At 68.1% G+C, this 22034-nt stretch carries 22 protein-coding genes; 7 read left to right on the forward strand and 15 right to left on the reverse strand.

The features are described from left to right. The first annotated feature begins 1 nt into the window (after position 1). Positions 2–730 (forward strand): hypothetical protein, encoded by a 729-nt coding sequence (locus ACOTSS_RS14945; protein ID WP_448688898.1) that lies wholly within the window; start codon positions 2–4, stop codon positions 728–730. A 12-nt stretch (positions 731–742) separates the two neighbouring features. Here ACOTSS_RS14945 and ACOTSS_RS14950 read toward each other — a convergent pair whose 3' ends face one another. Genes ACOTSS_RS14950 through ACOTSS_RS14960 form a run of 3 tightly spaced genes read right to left on the reverse strand, consistent with a single transcriptional unit; the run spans position 743 to position 2176 of the window. Then, complete coding sequence (locus ACOTSS_RS14950; RefSeq protein WP_448688899.1) at positions 743–1066, reverse strand: hypothetical protein; 324 nt, start codon at positions 1064–1066, stop codon at positions 743–745. Further along, on the reverse strand, positions 1063–1569 hold the full coding sequence (locus tag ACOTSS_RS14955) for an RNA polymerase sigma factor (RefSeq protein ID WP_448688900.1): 507 nt from the start codon (positions 1567–1569) through the stop codon (positions 1063–1065). The genes ACOTSS_RS14950 and ACOTSS_RS14955 overlap by 4 nt, the downstream gene beginning before the upstream one ends. Before the next feature lie 25 nt (positions 1570–1594). Then, the gene (locus tag ACOTSS_RS14960) at positions 1595–2176 is read right to left on the reverse strand and encodes a hypothetical protein (protein WP_448688901.1); all 582 of its coding nucleotides are present in this window, start codon (positions 2174–2176) and stop codon (positions 1595–1597) included. Between the two features lie 358 nt (positions 2177–2534). Between ACOTSS_RS14960 and ACOTSS_RS14965 the strand changes: the two genes are divergently transcribed. The 5 genes from ACOTSS_RS14965 to ACOTSS_RS14985 all read left to right on the forward strand — a co-directional run bounded on the left by ACOTSS_RS14965 (position 2535) and on the right by ACOTSS_RS14985 (position 7517). Continuing rightward, complete coding sequence (locus ACOTSS_RS14965; RefSeq protein ID WP_448688902.1) at positions 2535–3851, forward strand: putative porin; 1317 nt, start codon at positions 2535–2537, stop codon at positions 3849–3851. Then, positions 3851–5056, forward strand: a complete 1206-nt coding sequence (locus ACOTSS_RS14970) for a carbohydrate porin (RefSeq protein ID WP_448688903.1) — start codon at positions 3851–3853, stop codon at positions 5054–5056. Before ACOTSS_RS14965 ends, ACOTSS_RS14970 begins: the two co-directional genes overlap by 1 nt. An 84-nt stretch (positions 5057–5140) precedes the next feature. Continuing rightward, entirely contained in the window at positions 5141–5503 is a 363-nt protein-coding gene (locus tag ACOTSS_RS14975) for a PepSY domain-containing protein (RefSeq protein WP_448688904.1), read from the forward strand. Beyond that, positions 5503–6168: a response regulator transcription factor gene (locus tag ACOTSS_RS14980; RefSeq protein WP_448688905.1), complete on the forward strand. Its 666-nt coding sequence runs from the start codon at positions 5503–5505 to the stop codon at positions 6166–6168. Before ACOTSS_RS14975 ends, ACOTSS_RS14980 begins: the two co-directional genes overlap by 1 nt. Continuing rightward, on the forward strand, positions 6165–7517 hold the full coding sequence (locus tag ACOTSS_RS14985; RefSeq protein WP_448688906.1) for an ATP-binding protein: 1353 nt from the start codon (positions 6165–6167) through the stop codon (positions 7515–7517). Before ACOTSS_RS14980 ends, ACOTSS_RS14985 begins: the two co-directional genes overlap by 4 nt. 15 nt (positions 7518–7532) lie before the next feature. Here the strand turns inward: ACOTSS_RS14985 and ACOTSS_RS14990 are convergent, their stop codons facing one another. The 8 genes from ACOTSS_RS14990 to ACOTSS_RS15025 form a co-directional block, all read right to left on the reverse strand. Beyond that, positions 7533–9188, reverse strand: coding sequence for a hypothetical protein (locus tag ACOTSS_RS14990; RefSeq protein WP_448688907.1), 1656 nt, complete (start codon positions 9186–9188; stop codon positions 7533–7535). A gap of 160 nt (positions 9189–9348) precedes the next feature. After that, positions 9349–11385, reverse strand: coding sequence for a TonB-dependent receptor domain-containing protein (locus tag ACOTSS_RS14995; protein WP_448688908.1), 2037 nt, complete (start codon positions 11383–11385; stop codon positions 9349–9351). 137 nt (positions 11386–11522) lie between these two features. Next, positions 11523–12182, reverse strand: coding sequence for a response regulator transcription factor (locus ACOTSS_RS15000; protein ID WP_448688909.1), 660 nt, complete (start codon positions 12180–12182; stop codon positions 11523–11525). Positions 12183–12428: 246 nt separating this feature from the next. After that, positions 12429–13205 (reverse strand): hypothetical protein, encoded by a 777-nt coding sequence (locus ACOTSS_RS15005; RefSeq protein ID WP_448688910.1) that lies wholly within the window; start codon positions 13203–13205, stop codon positions 12429–12431. 89 nt (positions 13206–13294) lie between these two features. Further along, positions 13295–14959 carry a hypothetical protein gene (locus tag ACOTSS_RS15010; protein ID WP_448688911.1) on the reverse strand — a complete coding sequence of 555 codons (1665 nt, stop codon included), beginning with the start codon at positions 14957–14959 and terminating at the stop codon, positions 13295–13297. An 82-nt stretch (positions 14960–15041) separates the two neighbouring features. Beyond that, complete coding sequence (locus ACOTSS_RS15015) at positions 15042–16364, reverse strand: CitMHS family transporter (RefSeq protein ID WP_448688912.1); 1323 nt, start codon at positions 16362–16364, stop codon at positions 15042–15044. Positions 16365–16371: 7 nt separating this feature from the next. Next, a complete protein-coding gene (locus ACOTSS_RS15020; RefSeq protein ID WP_448688913.1) occupies positions 16372–17190 on the reverse strand; it encodes a class I SAM-dependent methyltransferase in 819 nt (272 codons plus the stop codon). 127 nt (positions 17191–17317) lie between these two features. Next, entirely contained in the window at positions 17318–18349 is a 1032-nt protein-coding gene (locus ACOTSS_RS15025; RefSeq protein ID WP_448688914.1) for an ornithine cyclodeaminase, read from the reverse strand. Positions 18350–18470: 121 nt separating this feature from the next. Between ACOTSS_RS15025 and ACOTSS_RS15030 the strand changes: the two genes are divergently transcribed. Further along, positions 18471–18893, forward strand: coding sequence for an Lrp/AsnC family transcriptional regulator (locus ACOTSS_RS15030; protein WP_184096318.1), 423 nt, complete (start codon positions 18471–18473; stop codon positions 18891–18893). A gap of 3 nt (positions 18894–18896) precedes the next feature. On the opposite strand, the gene ACOTSS_RS15035 is transcribed toward ACOTSS_RS15030, so the two are convergent. From ACOTSS_RS15035 to ACOTSS_RS15050, 4 genes are read right to left on the reverse strand one after another with little or no spacing between them, the layout of a single operon-like run. After that, positions 18897–19193: a putative quinol monooxygenase gene (locus ACOTSS_RS15035; RefSeq protein WP_448688915.1), complete on the reverse strand. Its 297-nt coding sequence runs from the start codon at positions 19191–19193 to the stop codon at positions 18897–18899. Continuing rightward, positions 19194–19586, reverse strand: a complete 393-nt coding sequence (locus ACOTSS_RS15040; RefSeq protein ID WP_448688916.1) for a cupin domain-containing protein — start codon at positions 19584–19586, stop codon at positions 19194–19196. Beyond that, complete coding sequence (locus ACOTSS_RS15045) at positions 19583–20965, reverse strand: aldehyde dehydrogenase family protein (protein ID WP_448688917.1); 1383 nt, start codon at positions 20963–20965, stop codon at positions 19583–19585. Before ACOTSS_RS15045 ends, ACOTSS_RS15040 begins: the two co-directional genes overlap by 4 nt. Continuing rightward, positions 20962–22005: an isocitrate/isopropylmalate dehydrogenase family protein gene (locus ACOTSS_RS15050; protein ID WP_448688918.1), complete on the reverse strand. Its 1044-nt coding sequence runs from the start codon at positions 22003–22005 to the stop codon at positions 20962–20964. Before ACOTSS_RS15050 ends, ACOTSS_RS15045 begins: the two co-directional genes overlap by 4 nt. Positions 22006–22034 lie beyond the last annotated feature (29 nt).

Below are 22034 nucleotides of genomic sequence, written 5' to 3' on the forward strand. Positions count from 1 at the left end.
GATGAGCGAGGTCGATCGCACCGTCCTGGCCGGCAACGCCGCGATCGAACGGTCACGCGAGCGCCGCCGACCGATCGGGACCAAGAGCCTGGCGCTGCGCCGCCAGCATCTGTTCAGGAAGATCGGCCGCATCTGCATGGCGGGCGGTGCGGTGCTGATCGCGGCGGCGCTGTTCGGCATGCTGATCCAGCCGCTCGGTTTCGCGGGGGTGATGGCGGTCACGCTGCTGCTGATCGGCGTCGCGATACTGTTCGGCAAATGGCCGCCCTTTCCCGAACCGCGGCAGGGCGACCTGCCCAAGGCCGATCTGAAGCAGCTCGCGGGGCGCACCGAAATCTGGCTCGAGGCGCAGCGCCCGGCGCTGCCGGCGCCCGCGCGCACGCTCGTCGACGGCATCGGCGTCCAGCTCGACCTGCTCGCGCCGCAGCTCCAGACGCTCGATCCGGCCGAACCCGCCGCGGCGAACATCCGCAAGCTGGTCGGCGAGGATCTGCCTGAACTCGTCGCGGGCTATCAGCGCATCCCCGCCGGGCTGCGCGGCGAGGCGCACGCGGGGCGCACCCCCGACGAGACGCTGGTCGGCGGGCTCAGGATGCTCGAACGCGAGATCGGCGAGGCGGCGCGCAATCTCGCCGCGGGCGAACTCGACAAGCTCGCGACGCGCGAACGCTATCTCCAGCTCAAATATGAGGGGCTGGAAGTCGAGGACGGGCCGGGCAAGCCCGCCTGATCCGCCGTTCGATCAGGCCTGGCGCCAGCGCTGTGTCCCGAACCACAGCAGCAGCACGAGCAGCAGCGGCGATGCGACCCCCCATTGCGCGGGGCCGGCGAAAGGCGCGAGCAGCGGCGTAGCGGACAGCAGCCACAGCGCCGCAAGCAGCGCCGTCACCGCCAGCGCCTCGAAGGCGAAGCTGCGCCAAAAGCGCCGCCGCGCGCCCGCATAAGCGGCTTCGGCGTCGATCGCCCGCTCGACCTCGGCCACGAAGCCCCGGTCGCCGCCGCGCGCGGGCGGAGCGAGCAGCGATGCCAGCATCGCATCCCCATCGGTTTCGCGCGATCCGTTCATGACCCGGCTCCTTCGGCGATCAGTTTCTGCGCTTTCGCGCGCCCGCGCAAGACCAGCGACTTGAGCGTGCCGAGCGGGATGCCCATGATCTCCGCCGCCTCGCCGTGCGACCAGCCGTGGCCGAAGCACAGAGTGAGCGCGGCACGCTCCTGCGGCGACAGGCCGGCGAGCAGCCGGTCGGCGTCGATCGCCGCATCGCTCGCGCCGTGCGGCGCATTCGCTTCGGGCGCCTCGTCCCGCGCCACGAGCCCCTCGCGCCGCCGTGCGGTGCGCCGCTGGTCGAGGAACAGCCGCCAGCCGATCCCCATGACCCAGGCCGCGTAACTTCCTTGCCCCCGATAATCGCCGGCGCGCTGCCACGCGCGGACGAAGGCTTCCTGCGCCAGATCGTCGGCATCGCTCCCCGCCGCGCGCGCCAGGAAGGCGCGCAGCCGCCCCTCGTGCCGCAGCACGAGGAGCTGGAAGGCCGCGCGATCCCCATCCGCGACGCGCCGGTTGAGCACCCAATCCTCATCGGCGTGGCCATCGTCACGCAGCGGCGCGCTCCCCGACAGCCTCGGCGCGCACGAGGCGGCGGCGCACGAGGAGGGCGATGCCGACGAAGGCGGGGAAGAGCGCGGCGCCCGCCGACACGCGGATCACCTCTTCATGCCCCTGGATCAGGCCGAAACCCGCCATCGCAAGGCCGATCGCGAGCAGCACCAGCCCGTTGCGGTCGTCGCCGGGAGCGTCGCCGCGCGTCCCGAGATGCTCATAGGGCTTGTTGAGCTTGTCGATCATCGAGCCGACCGCGTCGGACTTGGCCTCGATCGCGCGGCGGATCGAGCGATGGAGCATCCACGCGTGGAGCAGCCGCGCGAGCAGGAAGAAGCCGACGACGAACAGCGCGACCATGGTGATGTTCTCGAGCAGGCGGAAGAAGCCGTCGCTGACCGCGACCAGTTCGGTGGTCGGCGGCGGCGCCGGAACATAGGCGGCGATGTCGCGCGGGTCGATATAGGCCGCGACATCGGCGGCGCTGACCGGCTGGGGCGGCAGCGCCACCGGCGCGGCAGCGGGAGGGGCGGCAGGCGCCGCCGTGGCGGCGGTCGCGGCAAGCAGGCTCATCATCGTCATTCTCCTTCATGCCACACCGGCATGGTGAAACCACAGGCGGCGATTCCCGGCAAGGCAGCGATTCGGGCCTATCGGGGTGCCGGAAATATCGCCGCGCGAAATCGCCGCCAGGACCGGCAGAGGCCGATCATGGACTGGACGGCACGAGGCGCGCCAATGGATGCAGCGCGTGCGAACATGGGAAGAAAGGACTTTGCTAATGATCCCCATGCGGGTGCGCATGGCCAGGCACCAGAATCTCCCGGGCGGGCGGCCGTCAGCATCTCGTCAGCGAAGACCGATAGGATAGCGCGACGGTGAGGGGCCGGACGTTTCCGCAGATGCCACTCACCCGCAAACAGGGGTCGAGCCTATGCCTATCCGTTTTCTTCTTCTTGCAGCGACGGCGCTGAGCTTCGTGCCGGCGGGTCATGCGCAGGAGGATCGTCTCGATGCGCTCGAACGCCGGATTGCCGAGCAGCAGGTGCGGATCGAACAGCTCGAAGCGATGGTCGCGAAACAATCGGAAGTGCAGCAAAAAGCGCCGGCTCCCTCCCCAATCCCTTCGGCAAGCGTCGCAACGGCCGCACCGGGCTCGCCCCCGGCGCCGGGGGCTGCCCCCATCTCTGCCCCCGCCCGGCTCGCCAGCGCGTCGTCGGCAGCGGATGGCAGTTTCGGCATACCCGGCCTCGACGTCAGCGGCGACGTGCGGGTGCGGCAGGAGTGGAATTTCGTACCGGGCCGCGACCGGTCGCGCTCGGCGGTTCGCGCCCGGCTGCGCGCGAGCTATGCGATTGACGATCATTTCTCGGCCGGCGCGCAGATCGCCACCGGCGACCCCGACGACCCCAATTCGACCGACGTCACTCTCGGCAGCTTCGTCGATGATTTCGCAGTGTCGCTCGACCAGGCATGGGTGCGCTACAAGAATGGCGGCTTCACCGCCTATGCCGGCAAATTCCCCCAGCCCTTCCAGCGCACCGACATGCTGTGGGACGGCGACGTCTCGCCGCAGGGCGCCGCGCTGTCCTATGGCGCCGATCTTGGCGGCGCGAAGCTCGATGCGCGCGGCCTCTATTTCGTGATCGACGAGGCGGCCGTCGCGCGCGACAGCGATATGCTCGGCGGCCAGATCGCCCTTTCTGCGCCCTTCTCATCCGACTTCAAAGCAGGGCTGACCGGCAGCTATTATCACTACCGGCTTGGGTCGGTCGCAGGCGCCGACGCCGGCGATTTTCGCGGCAATCTGATCGCTGCCGGCCGCTACCTTTCCGATTTCCACCTGGTCGAGGGCATCGGCACCTTCGGCTGGTCGGGCGTTTCGCCGCGCTGGCCCGTCAGCTTCACCGCCGACTATGTGAAGAATCTCGGCGCCGCCGTGCCCGGCGACACCGCTTTCAACCTCGAGCTGGCGGCCGGGCGTACGACCGAGCCCGGCGACTGGCGTCTTTCCTATAATTATTCGGAGGTCGAGGTCGATTCGGTGCTCGCGGCCTTCAGCCACGACAATATCGACCTGTCGACCAACTACCGCCTCCACGGCCTCGGCCTCTCGCACGTTCCGGCGCGCAACCTGCAACTCGACCTGCTCTGGTACCACTACCGGCCGCTCGATCCCCTTTATGCCGGAGGCCTCTCCCCCACCGAATGGCTCGACCGCGTCCGGCTTGCCTTCATGCTGAGTTTCTGATGCTGCTCGCCGCCGCGGCGCTCGGCCTCGCCGCCCCGCCGGCGGACGCGGCGCCGGCCGAACCCGCGGGCCCCGCCGACCAGCCGCACAGCCACATCCATGCGCCGGGCGAGATCGAGGAGGCGCACGGACCGCTGCTGCTGCAGATCGCCTATACCGGTGAGGTGATGGCCAATGTCGCCGGCGGGCGGCGGCGCGGGGCGCGCTATCTCGACAATCTCGACCTCGTGTTCGAGGCCGATCTCGAGCGGATCGCCGGCTGGACCGGCGCGCAGCTTCACGTCTATGGCCTCTACAACAATGGCCGCTCGATCAGCAACCTTGCCGGCGACACGCAGGCGGTCAGCAATATCGAGACCGGCGTTCGGGCGCTGCGGCTCTACGAGGCGTGGATCGACCAGAAGATCGGCGATGCCGCCTCGATCAAGCTCGGGCTCTATGACCTCAACTCCGAATTCGACGCCCTCGACGCCGCGGGCTTCTTCGTCAGCAGCCCGAACGGTATCGGTACCGACTTCGCGCAAAGCGGGCACAACGGCCCCTCGATCTTCCCGTCCACATCGCTCGCCGCACGCGTTGCGATCGCGCCGGCCGAAGGATGGACGGTGCGCGCCGCGCTGCTCGACGGCGTCCCCGGCAATCCCGGCCATCCGGCGCGCACCGCGATCAAGCTCGGTCATGGCGATGGCGCGCTCGCCGTCGGAGAGATCGAAGCGCCGCTCGGCAAGGGCAAGCTCCTCCTCGGCCATTGGCGGTATACCGCGAGATTCGACCGCAACGACGGCAGCGGCCGCGCGCAGGGCAACGCCGGCACCTATGTCCGCGCCGAGACTCCTCTCCTCATCCGCGACCATCGCCGCATCGACGGCTTTGCGCGGTTCGGCTCGGCGAGCGACCGCTTTAACATGTTCGATCGCTTCGCGGGCGGCGGCCTCAAGTTCGGCGGTTGGGTTCCGGGCCGCGAAGAGGATGAATTCGGCATCGCCCTCGCCGCCGCCTTCACGTCCGGCAGCTGGCGACGCGCGACCGGCGCCGGCGCAGCCGAGATCGCGGTCGAAGCCAGCTATCGCGCCCGGCTGACCCCCTGGCTGTCGATCCAGCCCAGCGCGCATTATATCCGCCGTCCTTCCGCCGACCCCGCCCTGGCCGACGCTTTCGTCCTCGGCCTCCGTTTCGAGGCGGCGCACAGTTTCGCGGGGTTCTGAAGCCGGCCTCCCGAAACTCTCTATCAGGCTCGTATCAGCAAGCGACTCGTAAAAAGGGGCAGGACATGGATAAAGGACTCCAAGATGCGCTTCTCTCACACCCTCACCCTGCTTGCCGCCGCCGCGTTGCCGCTCGGCTACGCCGCGGCTCCCTCGATCGCGCAGGGCTTCGAAAAGACCCATGAAAGCGGGCCGACCAAGGCCGAACGCAAGCGCGCCGAACAGGATGCCATCCGCCGGGCCGTTCAGCGCGGCGAACTGCTGCCGCTGCCGCGCGTGCTGGCCATCGCGCAGGCCAAGGTGCCCGGCGAGGTGGTCAAGGTCGAGCTCGAATATGAAAGCTGGGGAATCAAATATGAGGTCAAGATCCTGACTCCATCGGGGCGGGTCCGCGAGGTCGAGATCAACGCCCGCACCGGCAGCGTGATCAAGATCGAAGATGATTGATGCGCGCGCTGCTCGTCGAGGATGATCCCGACCTCGCGGAGGATGTCGCGCGGGCGCTGACCGCGGCGGGCTTCGTCGTCGATCGCTGCGGCAATGGCGAAGACGCCTGGTTCCAGGGCGATGTCGAGGATTATGCACTCGCGATCCTCGACCTCGGCCTGCCGCGCCTCGACGGGCTCAGCGTCCTCAAGCGCTGGCGCGGCGCCGGGCGGACGATGCCGGTGCTGATCCTGACCGCACGCGGCGACTGGGCCGAAAAGGTCGAGGGGATCAACGCAGGCGCCGACGATTATATGGCCAAGCCCTTTGCGGTCGGCGAATTGATCGCGCGCGCGCGGGCGCTCGTGCGCCGCGCCGCGGGCCATTCCTCTCCGCTCGTCGTCGCGGGTCAGCTGACCATCGACACCGCGCGGATGACGGCGGCGCTGGGAGGGCGCGAGGTACAGCTGTCGCAGCTCGAATATCGCCTGCTCAACTTCCTCGGTCACCATCAGAACCGGCGCGTTCCGGCCGGCGAGATCGCCGAACACCTCTATGGCGCGAGCGACGGCCACGACGCCAACGCGGTCGAAGCGATCATCGCCCGCCTGCGGCGCAAGCTCGGCAACCAGATCATCGAGACGCAGCGCGGGTTCGGCTATATGCTGACTGGACAGGTGGAATGACGCGAACCTCGCTTCGGCTGCGCCTGCTGCTCGGCGCGGCTGTGGCGATCTTCGCGGCCCTCGCGCTCGCTTGGGCGGGCATCTCGCTGCTGATTCACGATTATATCGAGCGGCGCGAAGTGGCCCAGCTCACGGCATTGGCCGAGCAGGTCGTGGCAGGCCTGGCCATCGATAGCGCAGGCCGGCCGACGGTCGAGCCCGCGCCGGCAGACCCTGCGTTCCAGTCGCTCGCCAGCGGCGTCTATTGGCAGGTGGCCGGTCCCGGCGGCACTGCGCAATCGCCGTCGCTTTGGGATCAGAGCCTGCCCGACAGGCCCGCACAGACCGGCGGGTGGTCGAACGCCACCGTGGCCGGCCCGTTCGGCAAGCAGCTCACCCTCGTCAGCCGCCGCGTGCAGCCCGACGTGCGCGCGGTCGATGCCATTGTTCGCGTCGGCGCGAACGATGAGGAGATGCGCGAAGCCCTACGCGAATTCGACACAAGGCTGGCGCTGTCGCTCGGCCTGCTGTGGTTCGTGCTCTCGCTTGCCGCCTATGCTCAGGTCAGCCTGGGCCTGCGACCGCTCGACCGGCTGCGGCACGAGCTCGATCGCCTGCGGCGCAGCCCCGCGGCGCGGCTTTCGGGCCGGCATCCGCAGGAAATCCTGCCTCTGACCGAGGCGATCAACGCAATGGCGGCCGCTCGCGAAGCCGATCTGGGACGGGCGCGCCGCCGCGCCGCCGACCTGGCCCACAGTCTGAAGACGCCGCTCGCAGTCGTCGCGGCGCAGAGCCGCCGCGCGCGCGACGCCGGCGCCGACGCCGCAGCTGACGGCATCGACCGCGCCGTCGAAGCCGCCGGCGCGGCGTTGGAGGCCGAACTTGCCCGCTCGCGCGCCGCGGCGGCGCGCGGCGCGAGTGGCGAATCGAACCCTCAGCAGGTGGCCGAAGGGCTCGTCGCGGTAATCGAGCGAACCGAGCATGGCGAGAGGATCATCTTCACGGTCGACATCGACCCCGCGCTTCGGCTGCCAGTAGAGGAGAGCGATCTGGCCGAGATGCTCGGCGCCCTTGCCGAGAATGCGGGACGCCACGCCAGGCGCCAGGTCCGCATCGCCGGCGGCCGACGCGGGGAGGACATCGTCCTCACCGTCGAGGACGACGGTCCGGGAATGACCGAAGCGGCTATCGCCCGCGCAACGCAGCGCGGTGTGCGAATCGACGAGACCGGCAGCGGCCACGGCTTCGGCCTCGCCATCGTGCGCGATCTGGCCGAAGCGACCGAAACGCGCTTCCACCTCGGCCGTTCGCCGCTCGGCGGACTCGCCGCCGAGCTGTGCTGGACCGGGGCCGAAGACAGCCGCAGCTGACGCGGACCTTTCGGGCTATTTGACCTGCGTCGGCTTGGTCGACGGTTCCCAGACATCGCTCGCGGTGGCGACCAGTTCCTTCATGTCGGACCATCGCCGCGCGCCGGGGATGTCGCGATATCCGAACACCGCCGCCTTGCCATAGGCGATCATGCGCTCGATCACGCGATCCTTTTCCGCCTCGGGCCAGACCGAAAAGGCGTGCGGCCCACGCACTACCACCAGCTCCTTCGGGCCATCGACGCGGCTGTAGGACGCCATCGAGCCTTCCAGCGAGTCGGCATAGCACCAGAGCCCGCGCGCTAGGAACACGCTCGGCCAGCGCGGCATGCTGGCGAGGATCGCCGAGCTGGGGAAGAAGACGATATTATGCTCCTGCTCGATCCCGCCGACGAACAGGTCGCGATCGCGTCCGGGGCCGCGGCCATCGTCCTTGGGCGTGGTTTCCTTGGGAACATAGCCCGCGCCGCTCGTATATTCGGCCAACAGCATGGCTCCCTTGATCGAGGGGTCGCCCTTCGCCTCCCGGCAGGTGATCTCGGGTTCGTCATAGGTGCATGACCGGTCGAAGTTCATCGCCATCGCCCAGCCGCTCGCCATGGTTCCGCGCGAGCTGCCCAGGAAAAGCACCGGCAGACCTTCGCCGGTCGGGACGCCCCGCAGCGATTCCGCGGCCGCCGAGCCCGTCGTCAACCGGCCGTCCGCGGCCAGGGCGCGCATCCCTTCGCCGGTCCGCAGGCTTTCGACGATCGTCAGCAGGTCGCGTCCCTGCTGCAGCGTGTTGGTGTCGCTGTAGCCGCCCGATATGCCGATGCCGCGGCGATCGAGCGCGAGTACGTCATAGCCCGCCTCGTGCAGCTCGCGCCAAAGCTCGCGCCAGTGGCGCATGCCCTGGAAGCCCGTGTGCTCGCTCGGCCAGTCGTCGTTGGGATGCGTCGTCCCGTCCTTGGAAACGGTGTAGTGGATGTCGCGCGGATCGTCGATCGCGGCAATGCGGTCGCCACCGCCACCGCTGGAAATGACCAGTGCCCGCCGCCGGGTACCATCGGGACCCTCGATGCCCTTGCCGCGGATATACCAGCCGCGGATCCGCCATGTCCCGTCCATCCCGAGATGGAGCCGTTCATAGGCCTCGACCGGCACCGTGAATTCGACGACCGACGTGTCGCCGTCGACCAATGCGAAGGGCTCGGCATAGGGCTGACGGGCGAAAAAGGCGGGACGGCGGATCTGCGTCAGGTCGGTGGAGGCGCCGCGCTCCTGCACCTTGCCCAGCAGGAAACGGTCGCGGGGGTCGTTGTTGCGGAACTCCCGGTTCGGAGGGCGCCGCTTGTGCACCTGGTCGAAGACGCGCTTGCGGCACGCCTTGTCCTGTTCGCAGGCCGTCCAGCGTGCACGCACCTTCTCGTCGGTGAATTCGGCGACATAATAATCGCCCTGATAGCCTTCGGGCGGCCGGTGCAGAGTGGAGGTGAAGGGGATACAGGTCCGCGGGCCGGCGGAGGTCGGCAGGATATAACCGGGCAGCTTCATCTCGCGATCATAATGGACCATCGCCTCGCATTCGAAGGGGGGGATCGGCGGCACCGTCCCCGTTTCCTGCGCCGATGCCGTCCCCGCCAGCATCGTCGCCCCTACCAGAATCGACAGACCCGAAACGCCTTGCCTCATCGCATCCTCCCAACTCAAGCCAATCCCCGGCTCGTATTCGAGCCAAGGGATTTTTGTATTTTTGAATTCAAAGAGTCAACAAGGAAGGGTATTCTACGGGCGTTTTGTAGTTATTAAATTAAAAATACAATTCTGATGAGGCGCCACGCGGCCTTCGACCTCAACTGCCGAAGGCCCATTGCACATTGACTCCGAAATAACGGCCGCTGCGCAGCGTGCGGATTTCGTGGAAATCGACTCCGCTCGTTCCCCGCAACGCCGAATAGACGTCGCGGTCGCGGATCGTCGGGCTGTCGGTCAGATTCTTGGCGAAGGCGCGCAGCGTCCAGTGCGCGGACGGCTTGTATTCGACGAAGGCATCGACCCGGTCGGACACGATGTCGCGTTCGATCTCGTCGACCTTGAACTCGATTTCGGTCTTCTTCACGATATAGTTGATCCCCATGCGCAGCCCGTGGTGGGGCATGTCGTAGGTCAAGGAGACATCGGCCTCCACCGGCGCATCGCCCGAGATACGGCGCCTGGCGCCGGTCAGCGGGTCGCGAACGCGGCTGCGCCGGAAAAGCGCGTTCCCCTTCACCGTCAGGCCGCGCAGGCCCAGGGGATCGAGCGGAAGATTGAGGTTCGCTTCCACCTCGTCGCGGGTGGCGTGGCCGATATTGCCCGCCGAATCGAAGACGCCATCGTCGGAGACCACGACGACGCGGTCGACCAGGTTGCTGATCGATTCGTGCCGTGCCGCGACGACCAGCGACCCATCGCCGATCCGGCGTTCCCACGCCGCCTCGTAGCGGACAAGGCTGTCGGGCTCGAGATCCTTGTTGCCCGCGGTCACGGTGCCGCTGGTCAGCGAGGGCGAGCTCACGAAATCCTCGAAATCAAGCTGCCCCACCTCGCGCTCGACCTGCAGCCGCAGCCGGTCGCGCGGCGAGGCCGCCCAGGAAACCAGCAGGCGCGGCTTGAAATAGGAAAGCGACTTGCTGAGTTCGCTGTCGCCGGTCTGCGACAGGCGCGATATCTCGTAGCGCAGCCCGGTCTCGATCGAGAGACCCGCGGCGGGACGCCAGGTTCCGGTCAGGAAGAATTCGGCGCGATTCTCCTCGACCCGCACATCGTCGGCGGGGAGCGGCACCTCGACGCCGTTTTCGGTCAGCGCGACATGGCTGTCGAGCACGTTGAGCGCGCCCTCTGCGCCAAGGTCGATGGAGAGCAGCTTGCCGCTGCGGCGCAGCACGCCGCGCAGGATCGTCTCGCTGGCGGTGGTATCGGTGGCGTTGACCTCGCTCAACCCGTCCTCGCTGGAAGTGTCGACGCCGTGCAGGCGGTTGTCGCGGCGGATCGCGAGCAATTCGAGCCGGCTGCTCGCGCCGATGCCGTGATCATATTCCACCTGCGCCTCGGTCGCCCGTGTGTTGTTGCGTTCGGTCGCGAGGATGAGCGCCTGGGCGGGGTAATAGATGTCGTGGCGCACGTCGGCGAACATCTGGCTGCTCTTGAACAGCCCGTTGGCATGAAAGGTGCCGCCGAACAGCGGCTGGCGATAGCTGCCCGACAATTCGGTGTAGCTGGTTCCCTCGGGCTGCTCGTAATCGACGAGCCGCAGCGGGGAGCCGTCGGGGGCGAAGCGGTTGCGGCTGCCGAAGCCATGCTCGTCGTCGATCTCGCGATAGCGGGCGGCCTGAAGCTCGATCAGCCGGTCGCCCGACCGGTAGCTGAGCGTCCCGGCGACGCGCGGCGACGAATAGCCGTGGCGGAAGACCGCATATTCGCCCTCGAGCCGCCCCGAGAGCCGCGCCTCCTGCTTGCGCACGACATTGGCGAGCAGGGCATAGCCCTGCATGTCATAGCCCGCGGCGCTGTTGCGGACGAGTTCGATATGATCGACCAGCCGTGCCGGAATGCGCTTGAGGATGGTTTCGAGCGTTTCCTCCTTGCTCGCGGGGCGGGTGCCGTCGATCAGGACATTGCCGCCCGACCCCGAATAGCCGCGCACTTCCGCATTGCCCTCCTGCAGGCGGAAGCCGGGGAGCAGCACGACCATGTCATAGGCGGTTGTCGGCTGTGACCGGCTGAAGAAGTCTGCGGCGTAACTGGTAGTCCCGGCGCCGTCCGAGGTCTGCGCATAGAGAGGCGACGCCATAGCCAGAGCCGACAGGGAAAGCGCGCAGCGCAGCATGATCGAGACGCGATGAGTCAATGAATCCTCCTGTTTCCGGTACGGCGCGAGCCGATGCCGGACGCCCTAGCGGAGGGTGGCTGACACGCGCCGTGCGGAAAGCGTCAGGAAGATGTCAGGAAAGGCGGGCGGCGGCCGGAACACGGGCCGCCGCCGCCTCAAGCTTCGGCGAGCCGATAGCCGAAACCCCGCCGATTCTCGATGATTCCGGGGCCAACCTTGCGCCGCAGGCGAAGCACCAGCGCCTCGATCGCGTTGGAATCGGCGGCATCGGACGTCCCGTGGAGATGCTCGGAAATCTGACCTGCGGACAGCACCCGCCCGCCCTGATGCGCCAAGATGTCGAGCAGGCGATATTCGAGGGGCGAAAGCCGCACCGGGCGATCATGCACCGTGGCGAGCATGCGGGCGGTGTCGAGCCGCAGCGGTCCCGACCGGAGGACCGGCGTGCTGTATCCCGCGGCGCGGCGCAACAGCGCGCGGATGCGGGCGACAAGTTCGCGCATCGCAAAGGGCTTGGCGACATAGTCGTCCGCCCCCGCCTCGATGCCTTCGACCTTTTCGGTCCAGTCGCCGCGCGCGGTCAGGACGAGGACCGGGAAATTCCGTCCTTCCTCGCGCCAGCGTTTCAGAATGCTCAGCCCGTCGAGCCGGGGCAGGCCGAGGTCGAGGATCGCGAGCGCGAAATCCTCGGTCCCGCCGAGGAACCAGGCGTCGAGCCCGTCGGCCACGAGATCGACGACGAAGCCTTCGCGGGTCAGCGCGTCACACAGGTCGCCGCCCAGATCGGGATCATCCTCGACAAGCAGCAGCCTCATCGGATGCTTCCGCCGGCGCATGGCACGGGACGCCGCGGCCGGGCGCGGCTCCAAGACCATGGGAAAGACCTGTAACGGGACAAGGCGCGATCGTCCTTCTCTCCAAGAATTGCATTTTCAATCTTATAAAAACATACAGTCGATGACAACCCCCGATCGGGGAAAGTGGCGGCAGGACCGAGCCGACGGACCCGCAAGGAAAGGGCAGCGGCCGGAATCGCGTCCACCGCCGCCCCCTCTTCGCCTTCAGTGTGCGATCAGTTCGGCGATCGTGTTTTCGGTTTCGGTGCGGATTCCCATCTTCTTTTCGCTCCACGCCATCCATGCGGGATTGCTGCGGAGCCCGGCCCGGGTCTCCTCGGTCACCTTCTGCCGCTGGCCGAAAGCCTCCATGTCACGGTAATGCTGGATGAACAGCGCGTCCCAGGGCGTCCCGACGGGATAGCGGTTCATGTACATTTCGTACCCCGCCAGCGCGCCATTCTTCATCCAGCCGTCGAATTGCGGCAGGATATAGCCCTGCACATAATCGCGATACTGCCCCGCATCCTTATATTCATAGGGAATGACATAATAGACTTCGCCGACCTTCAGCGTGTCGGGATTGCGCGACCAGGACAGGTCGGCCGCATAGGTCGCATAGGGATCGGCGAGGGCGAGGCCTGCGGCGTCGAGCCCGCCCGGCGCGGTGCGTTCGAGCGCATTCCAACGCAGCACGGCGGCGTGCGAGGGAAAGCGGAGTACCGCCATGCCGTCCCACACCTCGGGCTGGCGATACCAGCTGTAGAAGATCCGGAAATCGGCGAGTTCGCCCTTCGCCTTCATCGCCTGCAATTTCGCGGCGAAGTCCTTTTGCAGATAGGTGCGGAACGCGGCCCGGTCGCCGCGTGTGGCGCGATAGTGGATGACGAGCGTGTTCGGCCCTTGCTGCAGCTCTTCCTGCGCCATCGCATCGGTGACGGGCGCAAGGCCCCAAAGCGGGGCGAGGGCAAGCGACAGCGGCAGCAGCATTCGCAGTTTCAAGACAAATCTCCCTTCAAGCATCCGGTTCGGGCCGCAATCGCCCGACCGTTCCACCGCGGGGCAAGCCGCGCCCCGCAACGATTTCCCAATCAGTCGCCCACGGTGGGCCGGGTCGACGGTTCCCAGACGTCGCTGGTCGTCGCGACGAGTTGCTTCATGTCCGACCAGGGCCGGCCGCCCTCGAGCGGCACGCCCAGCACCGCCGCCCGGCCGAAGGCGATCATCCGGTTCGCCACGCGCTTTCGCTCGGTATCCGGCCAGGTGGTGAAGGCATGCGGACCGCGCACGACGACCATCTCCTTGACGCCGGGCACGCGGCCATAGGCGTCCATCGAGCCTTCGAGCGCGTCGGCGTAGCACCAGAGGCCGCGCGCGAAGAAAGCGGCGGGCCATTTCGACATGCCCGCCAGAATGGCCGAGCTGGGGAAGAAGACGATATTATGCTCGGCCTCGATCCCGCCGATGAAGAGCCCGCGGTCGCGCCCGGGCCCGCGGCCGTCGTCCTTGGGCGTCGTCTGCGCCGGCAGATAGCCGACGCCGCTCGAAAATTCGGCCACCAGCAGGGCGCCCTTGATTGCCGGATCGCGCCGCGGCGGCGCGCACCCTATCTCCGCCAGATCGTAGTCGCAGTCCTTGTCGAAATTGGCCGTCATCGCCCAGCCGGTCGCCATCGACCCGCGCGAACTGCCCATGAGCAGCGTCGGAAGCGCCGCCGTGGCACCGGGCCCGCGGACGGCCGCCGCGGCATCGGCGCCGGTCGAGAGCACGCCCGTGGGCGAGAGCGCGCGCATCCCCTCCCCCGTTCGCAGGCTGGCGACGATATCGAGCAGGTCGCGGCCCTGCTGCAGCGTATTGGTATCGCTGAAGCCGCCGGACATGCCGACGCCCCGGCGGTCGATCGCCAGCACGTCGAATCCGGCAGCATGGAGATCGGCCCAGACCCGCCGCCAGCGGCGCTGGCCCTGCACCCCCGTCGTGGCGTTCGGCCAGTCGTCATTGGGAATGGTCACGCCGGTCGCGGGGTCGATCACATAAGCCACGTCCACCGGATCGTCGATCGCCGCGACCCGGTCGCCGCCGCCGCCGCTATGGATGACCAGCGCCCGCTTCCGTCCGCCCTTGCCGTCGTCGATGCCGGCGCCGCGGATATACCAGCCGCGGATTCGGACCGGACCGTCCGCCTTGCCATGCAGCCGCTCATAAGCCTCCGCGGGGGCGGAAAATTCGACGACGAACGTGTCGCTGTCGGCCGCCGCGATCGGTTCGCGATAGGGCGCGCGGGCGAAGAAGCCGGGGCGGCGAACGGTCGACAGGTCGGTATCGGCCCCCTTCTCGTCCACCTTGCCGAGCAGGAAGCGCCCGTGGGGGTCGGTCAGCCCATATTCGCGGTTGGGCGGGCGTCGCTTCAGAACCTGGTCGAACACGCGGTCGTGGCACGCCGCGTCACGCTTGCAGCGCTCCCAGTCCTCGCGCAGTTTCGCATCGGTGAATTCGTCGACATAATAGTCGCCGCGATACCCCTCCGGCGGCTGGTTCAGCGCCGAGGTGAAGGGGATGCAGGTCCCGTCGCCCGCCGATGTCGCAATCCGGTATCCCGGCAATTCCATGTCGCGGTCATAGGCGACATAGGCCTTGCATTCGAAAGGCGGGACGGGTGCGCGGGTCGGAACGACCCCACCCTCCGATCCGCTCGCCGGCGCCGCGGAACCCAGAAGGGTCGCCACCGATAGAAGTCCGATTCCGAAGCGGGTCATCGATCACTCTCCCCCGGCCGGGAGGCTCCCGTCCCCCCGAGGCTCCCCTGCCATGATAGTTCTTTTGGAGTCAATAGTACATTTATACCGCAAAGGGAAAAATGCCGAACAGGAGCGACGCCGCGAAGAAGATCAGGAAGGAGCCGAGCGCCCATTTCAGAGTGAACCGCTGATGCTCGCCGAATTCGATGCCGACGAAGCCGACGAGCAGATAGGTCGAGGCGACGAGCGGGCTGAGCAGATGAACCTGCTGACCGACGAGCGACGCCCGCCCGATCTCTGCCGGGCTCACCCCATAGGCGGCTCCGGTCTCGGCGAGGATCGGCAGAACGCCGAAATAGAAGGCGTCATTCGAGATGAAGAAGGTGAAGGGCGCGCTGATCACTGCGGTGATCGGCGCCATATAGGGGCCCCAGGCCGGCGGAATGGCGGCGATGACCGTCGCCGACATGGCGTCGACCATCTTCGTGCCCGACAATATGCCCATGAAGATGCCCGCAGCGAAGACAAGGCCGGCGACCGATAGCGCGTTGCCCGCATGCGCCGCGAGCTGCTTGCGCTGCGCCTGGATCGACGGATAGTTGATCGTCGCGGCGACGGCGTAGGCGAGCATGAAGAGAACCGCGAGCGGCAGCAAGGCGGTCAGCAGGGCCGCCATCAGCGCGGCTGTGATCGCGAGATTGACCCAGAAATATTTGCGCTTCCCCGGATCGGCGGCGCCCTCGATCTGCGGATCGTCGCCCGGCGGCGGCGTGCCGATCCGTTCGGCCGCGAGCCGGCCGAGCCGGGCGCGCTCCTTGAGTCCGAAATACCAGGCGACCAGGATCACCCACAGCGCCGTGACGATCATCGCCGGGATCAGCGGCACGAAGACGTCGTGCGCCTCGAGCTTGAGCGAACTCATCACGCGCGCGGTCGGGCCGCCCCACGGCAGCACGTTCATCACCGCCCCCGCCATGATGACGATGCAGGCGAGCATCCGCATGTCGAGCTTCATCCGGCGATAGAGCGGCAGCATCGCGGCGGTGGTGATCATGTAGGTCGTGGTCCCGTCGCCATCGAGCGACACCGTCAGCGCGAGCACGGCCGTGCCGACGAGGATGCGCACCGGGTCGCCGTGGACCAGCCGCACGATCGCGGCGATCAGCGGATCGAACAGGCCGACGTCGATCATCAGCCCGAAAAAGAGGATGCCGAAGACGAGCATGACGCCCGTCGGCGCGAGATCGGCGACGCCCTGCATCATCATGCCGCCGAGATCGCCGAGGTCGACGCCCGCGAGCGCGCCGGCGATCAGCGCGAAGATCAGCGGGACGAGGATCAGCGCGACGATGGCCGACAGCCGCTTGGTCATGATCAGCGTCATGAAGGTCGCGACCATGGCGAAGGCGAGGAAGGACAGCATCGCGGCGTCAGCCCTGCACCGCGCCGGGCGCGGTCGCGAGATAGAGGGCGGTCAGCACGACGTTGCGCGCGCGGCCGCCGAAGCGCGTGTCGACGAGGTCGGCGACGACGTCGAGCAGACGCGCGCGGCGCGCGGCGGGGAGCGCGCGCACATAGGAATAGCTGGCGTAGAGGGCGCGGGCGCCGGCCGCGTCCAGTTCCCGCTCGCGGCGGAAGCGGAACGGCTCGAACCGGTCGAAGCCCGCCCCGGTCATCGCCGCGCGGTGGAGGTCGACGTCGAGCGAATAATGCCCCGCCGCCCCCTCCGACGGCGCGAGCGGCACGTCGGCGAGCAGCGGCACGATCGCATCGGCGAGATCGTCCTCGCCGGGCTGGCGATAGCTGTTCCACCACAGCGCCAGCGTCGCACCAGGACGCAGCAGGCACCGCAGCTTCGCGAAGGCGGGGACGGGATCGAGCCAGTGGAAGGCCGCCGCCGAGCAGGCGAGGTCGAAGGGGCCGGCGAGCGATGCCTCGACGAAACCGTCGGCGATCACCGCAACGCGGGGATCGCCCAGCCGCGTTTCGAGATGGGCGGCGAGCCGGGCGTCGGCCTCGACCGCGACGAGGCGCGACGGGTGCAGGCGCGCCAGGATATCGCGCGTCGCGAGACCCGTTCCCGGCCCGACTTCGAGCACCGCGCCCGCATCGCCGCCGAGACGCGCGCGGATCGCGTCGTAGAGCGCGGGCGGATAGCCCATGCGCACCGCCTCATAGCCGGCGATATCCGCGCCGAAAACGCGCGCGCCGGCGGAACGGTCGAGACGCTGGGCGTTGCGGCTGCTCAAAAGGATTCTCCCCTCGACCGGCGAGCTCGCACCGGGAAGACCGGGCGGTGCCGATTTTGTATATTTCCTTTTGATAGTACAATCTGAAACCGCGCTTTGGCAACCCCCTTTTCGCGCAGAGAAGTGGTCAGGCGTGGTTCGCGACGGGCAGCCGGCCGAGGACGCCGAACAGGTCGCGCGGGTCGGCGGGCTGCGCGAGCAAATCGATCTCGCGGTGCAGATGCGGCGCCGCGGTCGCCTCGGCGAGATAGCGCAGCGTCGAGAAATCCTCGATCGCGAAGCCGACCGAATCGAACAGGGTCACCTCGTCGCGATGGCGGCGGCCGGGCGCCTCGCCCGCGATGACGCGCCACAGCTCGGTCGCAGGAAAATCGGCGGGCATCTGCTGAATCTCGCCCTCGATCCGCGTCTGCGGCAGATATTCGACGAAGACGCTCGCGCGGTCGAGGATCGCCGGCTGCAGTTCGGTCTTGCCGGGGCAGTCGCCGCCGATCGCGTTCAGATGCACTCCCGCCCCGACCATGTTCGCCGAGACGATCGTCGCGTGGCGCTTGTCGGCGGTCGCGGTGGTGATGATGTCGGCGCCCTCGGCCGCCTCGGGCGCCGACGCGGCGACGCGCACCCGGATATCGCGCGCATCGAGGTTGCGGCGGAACTTGTCGGTCGCGACGGGGTCGACGTCGTAGACGACCAGTTCCTCGATCCCCAGCAGCGCGTGGAAAGCGACGGCCTGGAATTCGGACTGGGCGCCGAGCCCGATCAGCGCCATCGACCGCGAGTCGGACCGTGCGAGATGCCGCGCCGCGAGCACCGACATCGCCGCGGTGCGCATCGCGGTCGTCAGGGTCATCTCGGCGATCAGATAGGGATAGCCGGTCGCGACATCGGCGAGCACACCGAAGCCGGTAACCGTCTGCAGCCCCGCCGCCTGATTGCCGGGATGGCCGTTGACATATTTGAAGCCGAAAGCGCGGGCGTCGGCGGCGGGCATCAGCTCGATCACCCCGCCCGGCGAATGGCTGGCGAAACGCGGCGACTTGTCGAATTCGTCCCAGCGCCGGAAATCGGCCTCGATGTGACCGACCAGATCCGCAAGCACCGTTTCGAGCCCGCGTTCGGCGACGAGCGCCACGACATGTTCGACTTCGACCAGACGCATATCATCCTCCTCGATTGTCCGGAGAGGATGCGCCCTCGCCCTGTCGCGCGAAATTCCATCATTGCATTTATACACGCGAAAATTCATACAATGTGCATCATCCGCCCAGGCAAATTGATCCATGCAGCCTCTCGACGCGATCGACCGTCAGATCATCGCCGCGCTCCGCATCGACGCGCGCAAGCCGGTGTCGCGGTTGGCGAGCGAATTGGGCATCGCGCGCGCGACGGCGGAAAAGCGCCTGGCGCGGATGATCGACAGCGGTACGATCCTGGGTTTCACGGTACGCGCGCGCGACGACACGCCCGCGACGGTGCGCGCGGTGATGCTGATCGAAGTGGCGGGACGATCGACTGCGGCGGTCATCCGCGGGCTCAAGGGCCTGCCCGAGCTCGAGCGGCTGCACACGACCAATGGCGGCTGGGACCTGGTCGCCGAGATCAAGGCCGCCAATCTTGCCGATTTCGACCGTGTGCTGCGCGAGGTGCGCAGCATCGACGGCGTTCTCAATAGCGAGACGAGCCTGCTGTTAAGTTCGGTTTAGAGGTCAGAATCCCACGCCCGTCGGCAGGCCGTGCTCGACCGCCGGCGGCGCTGCGAAATAGGGGCCGACGAGGCCACGCCACTGCGCGAAGGCGGGCGACACGCGGAACGCTTCGTGCGCGGCGACGTCCTGCCATTCGACGATCAGCCAGAAACGCCCTTCCACTTCGTGCGAACGCTGCAATCGCATCGCTGAGCAGCCGGGAGCGTCCCGGAACAGCGTCACCGCCTGCCCGGCCGCCGCGACGAAAGCCTGTGCATCACCCGGCGCGACGTCGATACGCGCGATTTCGGTCGCCATTCACTTTTCCTCATCGATGCGCGTCGTCACCCCGGTGGCGACGATCGTGCGCGTCGCGTCGATAGACGCATAGGTCCAGAAAATCACCAGCGGTTCGTCGCCCGCCTCGTTGCGGAAGCAATGGGGAACACCGGCGGGAATCCAGCTCGTATCGCGTGGCGCGACCGGGTGATCGGCGCCGTCGATATGCGCGATCCCCCGCCCCGAGAGGACGACGACCGATTCCTCGCAATTATGGGTGTGGAGCGGCACCGCCGATCCGGGCGCGATGGTGGTGATGCCGGTGAGCATCGCGCGCGCACCGCGCGCCGCGGTGGCGAGCGGGGTCGTGACGATGCCGCCGCCACGATCCTTGACGGGAAGCCCCTCGGGCCGGAACAGGGCGCCGCTCATGCCGCTTTCTCCGCTTCGGGCGCGATGACCTTGATCGTCTTCGCGTTGGTGAACTCTCTAAGCCCCAGCTCGCCGAGCTCGCGGCCGTAGCCCGAATGCTTGATGCCGCCGAACGGCACGCGCGGGTCGGAGGCGACGACAGCGTTGACGAACACCGCCCCGGCATCGACGCGGCGCGCGAGCGCGGTGCCACGGGCGATATCGGTCGTCCAGATCGACGCGCCGAGACCGAAGGTGGTGCGGTTGGCGAGCGCGACCGCCGCTTCGGCATCCGCGGCGCGGACGATCGCGGCGGCGGGACCGAAGGTTTCCTCGTCGAACGCCGCCATCCCCGGCTCGACATGGTCGAGCAATGTCGGCGGATAGAAATATCCCGCCCCCGGTTCCGGCCGCCCTCCCGTCAGCAGGCGGGCGCCGCCCGCGACGCTGCGTTCGACCTGATCGTGGATCGCGGCGCGCAGGTTCGCGCGCGCGAGCGGCCCCAGCGTGGTGGCGGGATCGGCGGGATCGCCCATGTGCAGCGCTTCGGCCCCGGTCAGCATCGCCGCGGCGAACCGGTCGGCGACCGCTTCTTCGACGATGAAGCGCTTGGCGTTGACGCAGCTTTGCCCGGCGTTGGTGAAGCGCGCGGTGATCGCCATCGCCGCCGCCGCCTCGATATCGGCGTCGGCGAGGACGATGAACGGGTCCGAGCCGCCGAGTTCGAGCACCTGCTTCTTGAGCGCGGCGCCCGCCTGGGCGGCGACGATCATCCCGACCTGGGTCGATCCGGTCAGCGTGACCGCCGCGATGCGCGCATCGGCGATGACGCCAGCCACTGCGTCGGGCTCGACGAAGATATTGGCGAAAAGGCCCGCGGGCGCGCCCGCCTCGGCGACGAGCCGCTCGATCGCGAGCGCGCATTGCGGGACGTTCGCGGCGTGCTTGAGGATCGCGCCATTACCCGCCGCGAGCGTCGGGGCGAGGAAGCGCACCACCTGCCACAGCGGATAGTTCCACGGCATGATCGCGAGGACGACCCCGATCGGCTCATAGGCGAGGAAGGTGCCCGGCACCCCGGCGACCGGTGCATCGGCGAGCATCGCAGGCGCGGCGTCGGCATAATAGTCGCAGTTGCGGGCGCATTTATCGACTTCGGCCAGCGCCTCGCCGACGGGCTTGCCCATCTCCTGCGTGATCAGCGCGGCGAGCGACGCGCTCTGCTCTCGCAGCAGCGCGGCGAGACGGCGGAGAAGATCGGTGCGCGCGGCGAGCGGCGTCCGGCGCCAATCCTTCTGGGCCCGCTCGGCGGCGGCCAGCCGCGCGTCGAGGGCGGAACCGTCGTGGGCGTCGAAGCGCGCGACGGTCTCACCCGTCGCGGGATTGGTCGAGACGATCATGCGAGTTCGCCCACGACCGCGGCGGCGAAATCGGTCGTCCCGAGCGGCCCGCCGACATCGCGCGTGCGCCGCGCCGGGTCGGCGAGGATCGTTTCCACCGCCGCTTCGATCCGGGCCGCGGCCTCGCGGAGCGCCGCATCGGCGCGGCGCCGCCCGAGCCAGTCGAGCAGCATCGCCGCCGAGAGGATCAGCGAGGTCGGATTGGCGATGCCCCGCCCCGCGATGTCGGGCGCCGAGCCGTGCTGCGCCTGCGCGACGCAGATGTCGTCGCCGGCGTTGATCGATCCGCCGAGGCCGAGGCTGCCGCTGAGTTCAGACGCCTCGTCGGACAATATATCGCCGAACATGTTGGTCGTGACCATCACGTCGAAGCGGCCGGGGTCGCGGATCAGCAGCGCCGCGGCGGCATCGACGATCACCTCGTCGAGGACAAGATCGGGATAGCTGGCCGCGACCGCGCGCACCTCGCGCAGGAAGAGGCCGTCGGTCAGCTTGAGGACATTCGCCTTGTGCACCGCGGTCAGCCGCTTGCGGCGCGTCATCGCGATCTCGCAGGCGGCGCGGGCGACGCGGCGCACCGCGGGCGCGGTGATCTTGCGGATCGAAAAGGCGCTGTCGGGGTCGGGCATGAACTCGCCGGGGCCCATGTACATGCTGCGGTCGGCGTAGAAACCCTCGGTATTCTCGCGCACGATGACGAGGTCCATCGGATCGCGCAGCAGGCTGAGCCCCGGACGCGACCGGCACGGGCGGACATTGGCATAAAGGTTGAACCCGGTACGCAGCGCCGCCGACGGGTTGGGCTGACCCGCGGGATAGCTGTAGTGCGAGACGGGACCGAGGACGACACCGTCGGCGCGCGGGATCGCCGCCATCACGGCGTCGGGCAGCGTCGACCCTTCCGCCGCCAGGCTCGCCTCGCCGATCGCCATCTCGGTGAACGCCAGACGATCGCCTGCTGCCGCGCGGAGCACGTCGATGGTCGCCGCGGTAATTTCGGGGCCGATGCCGTCGCCGGGGAGAACCAGAATATCGATCATCTCAGCCGCCATATTTTCGTCCGTTCCTC

Source organism: Sphingopyxis sp. NJF-3 (assembly GCF_053514865.1).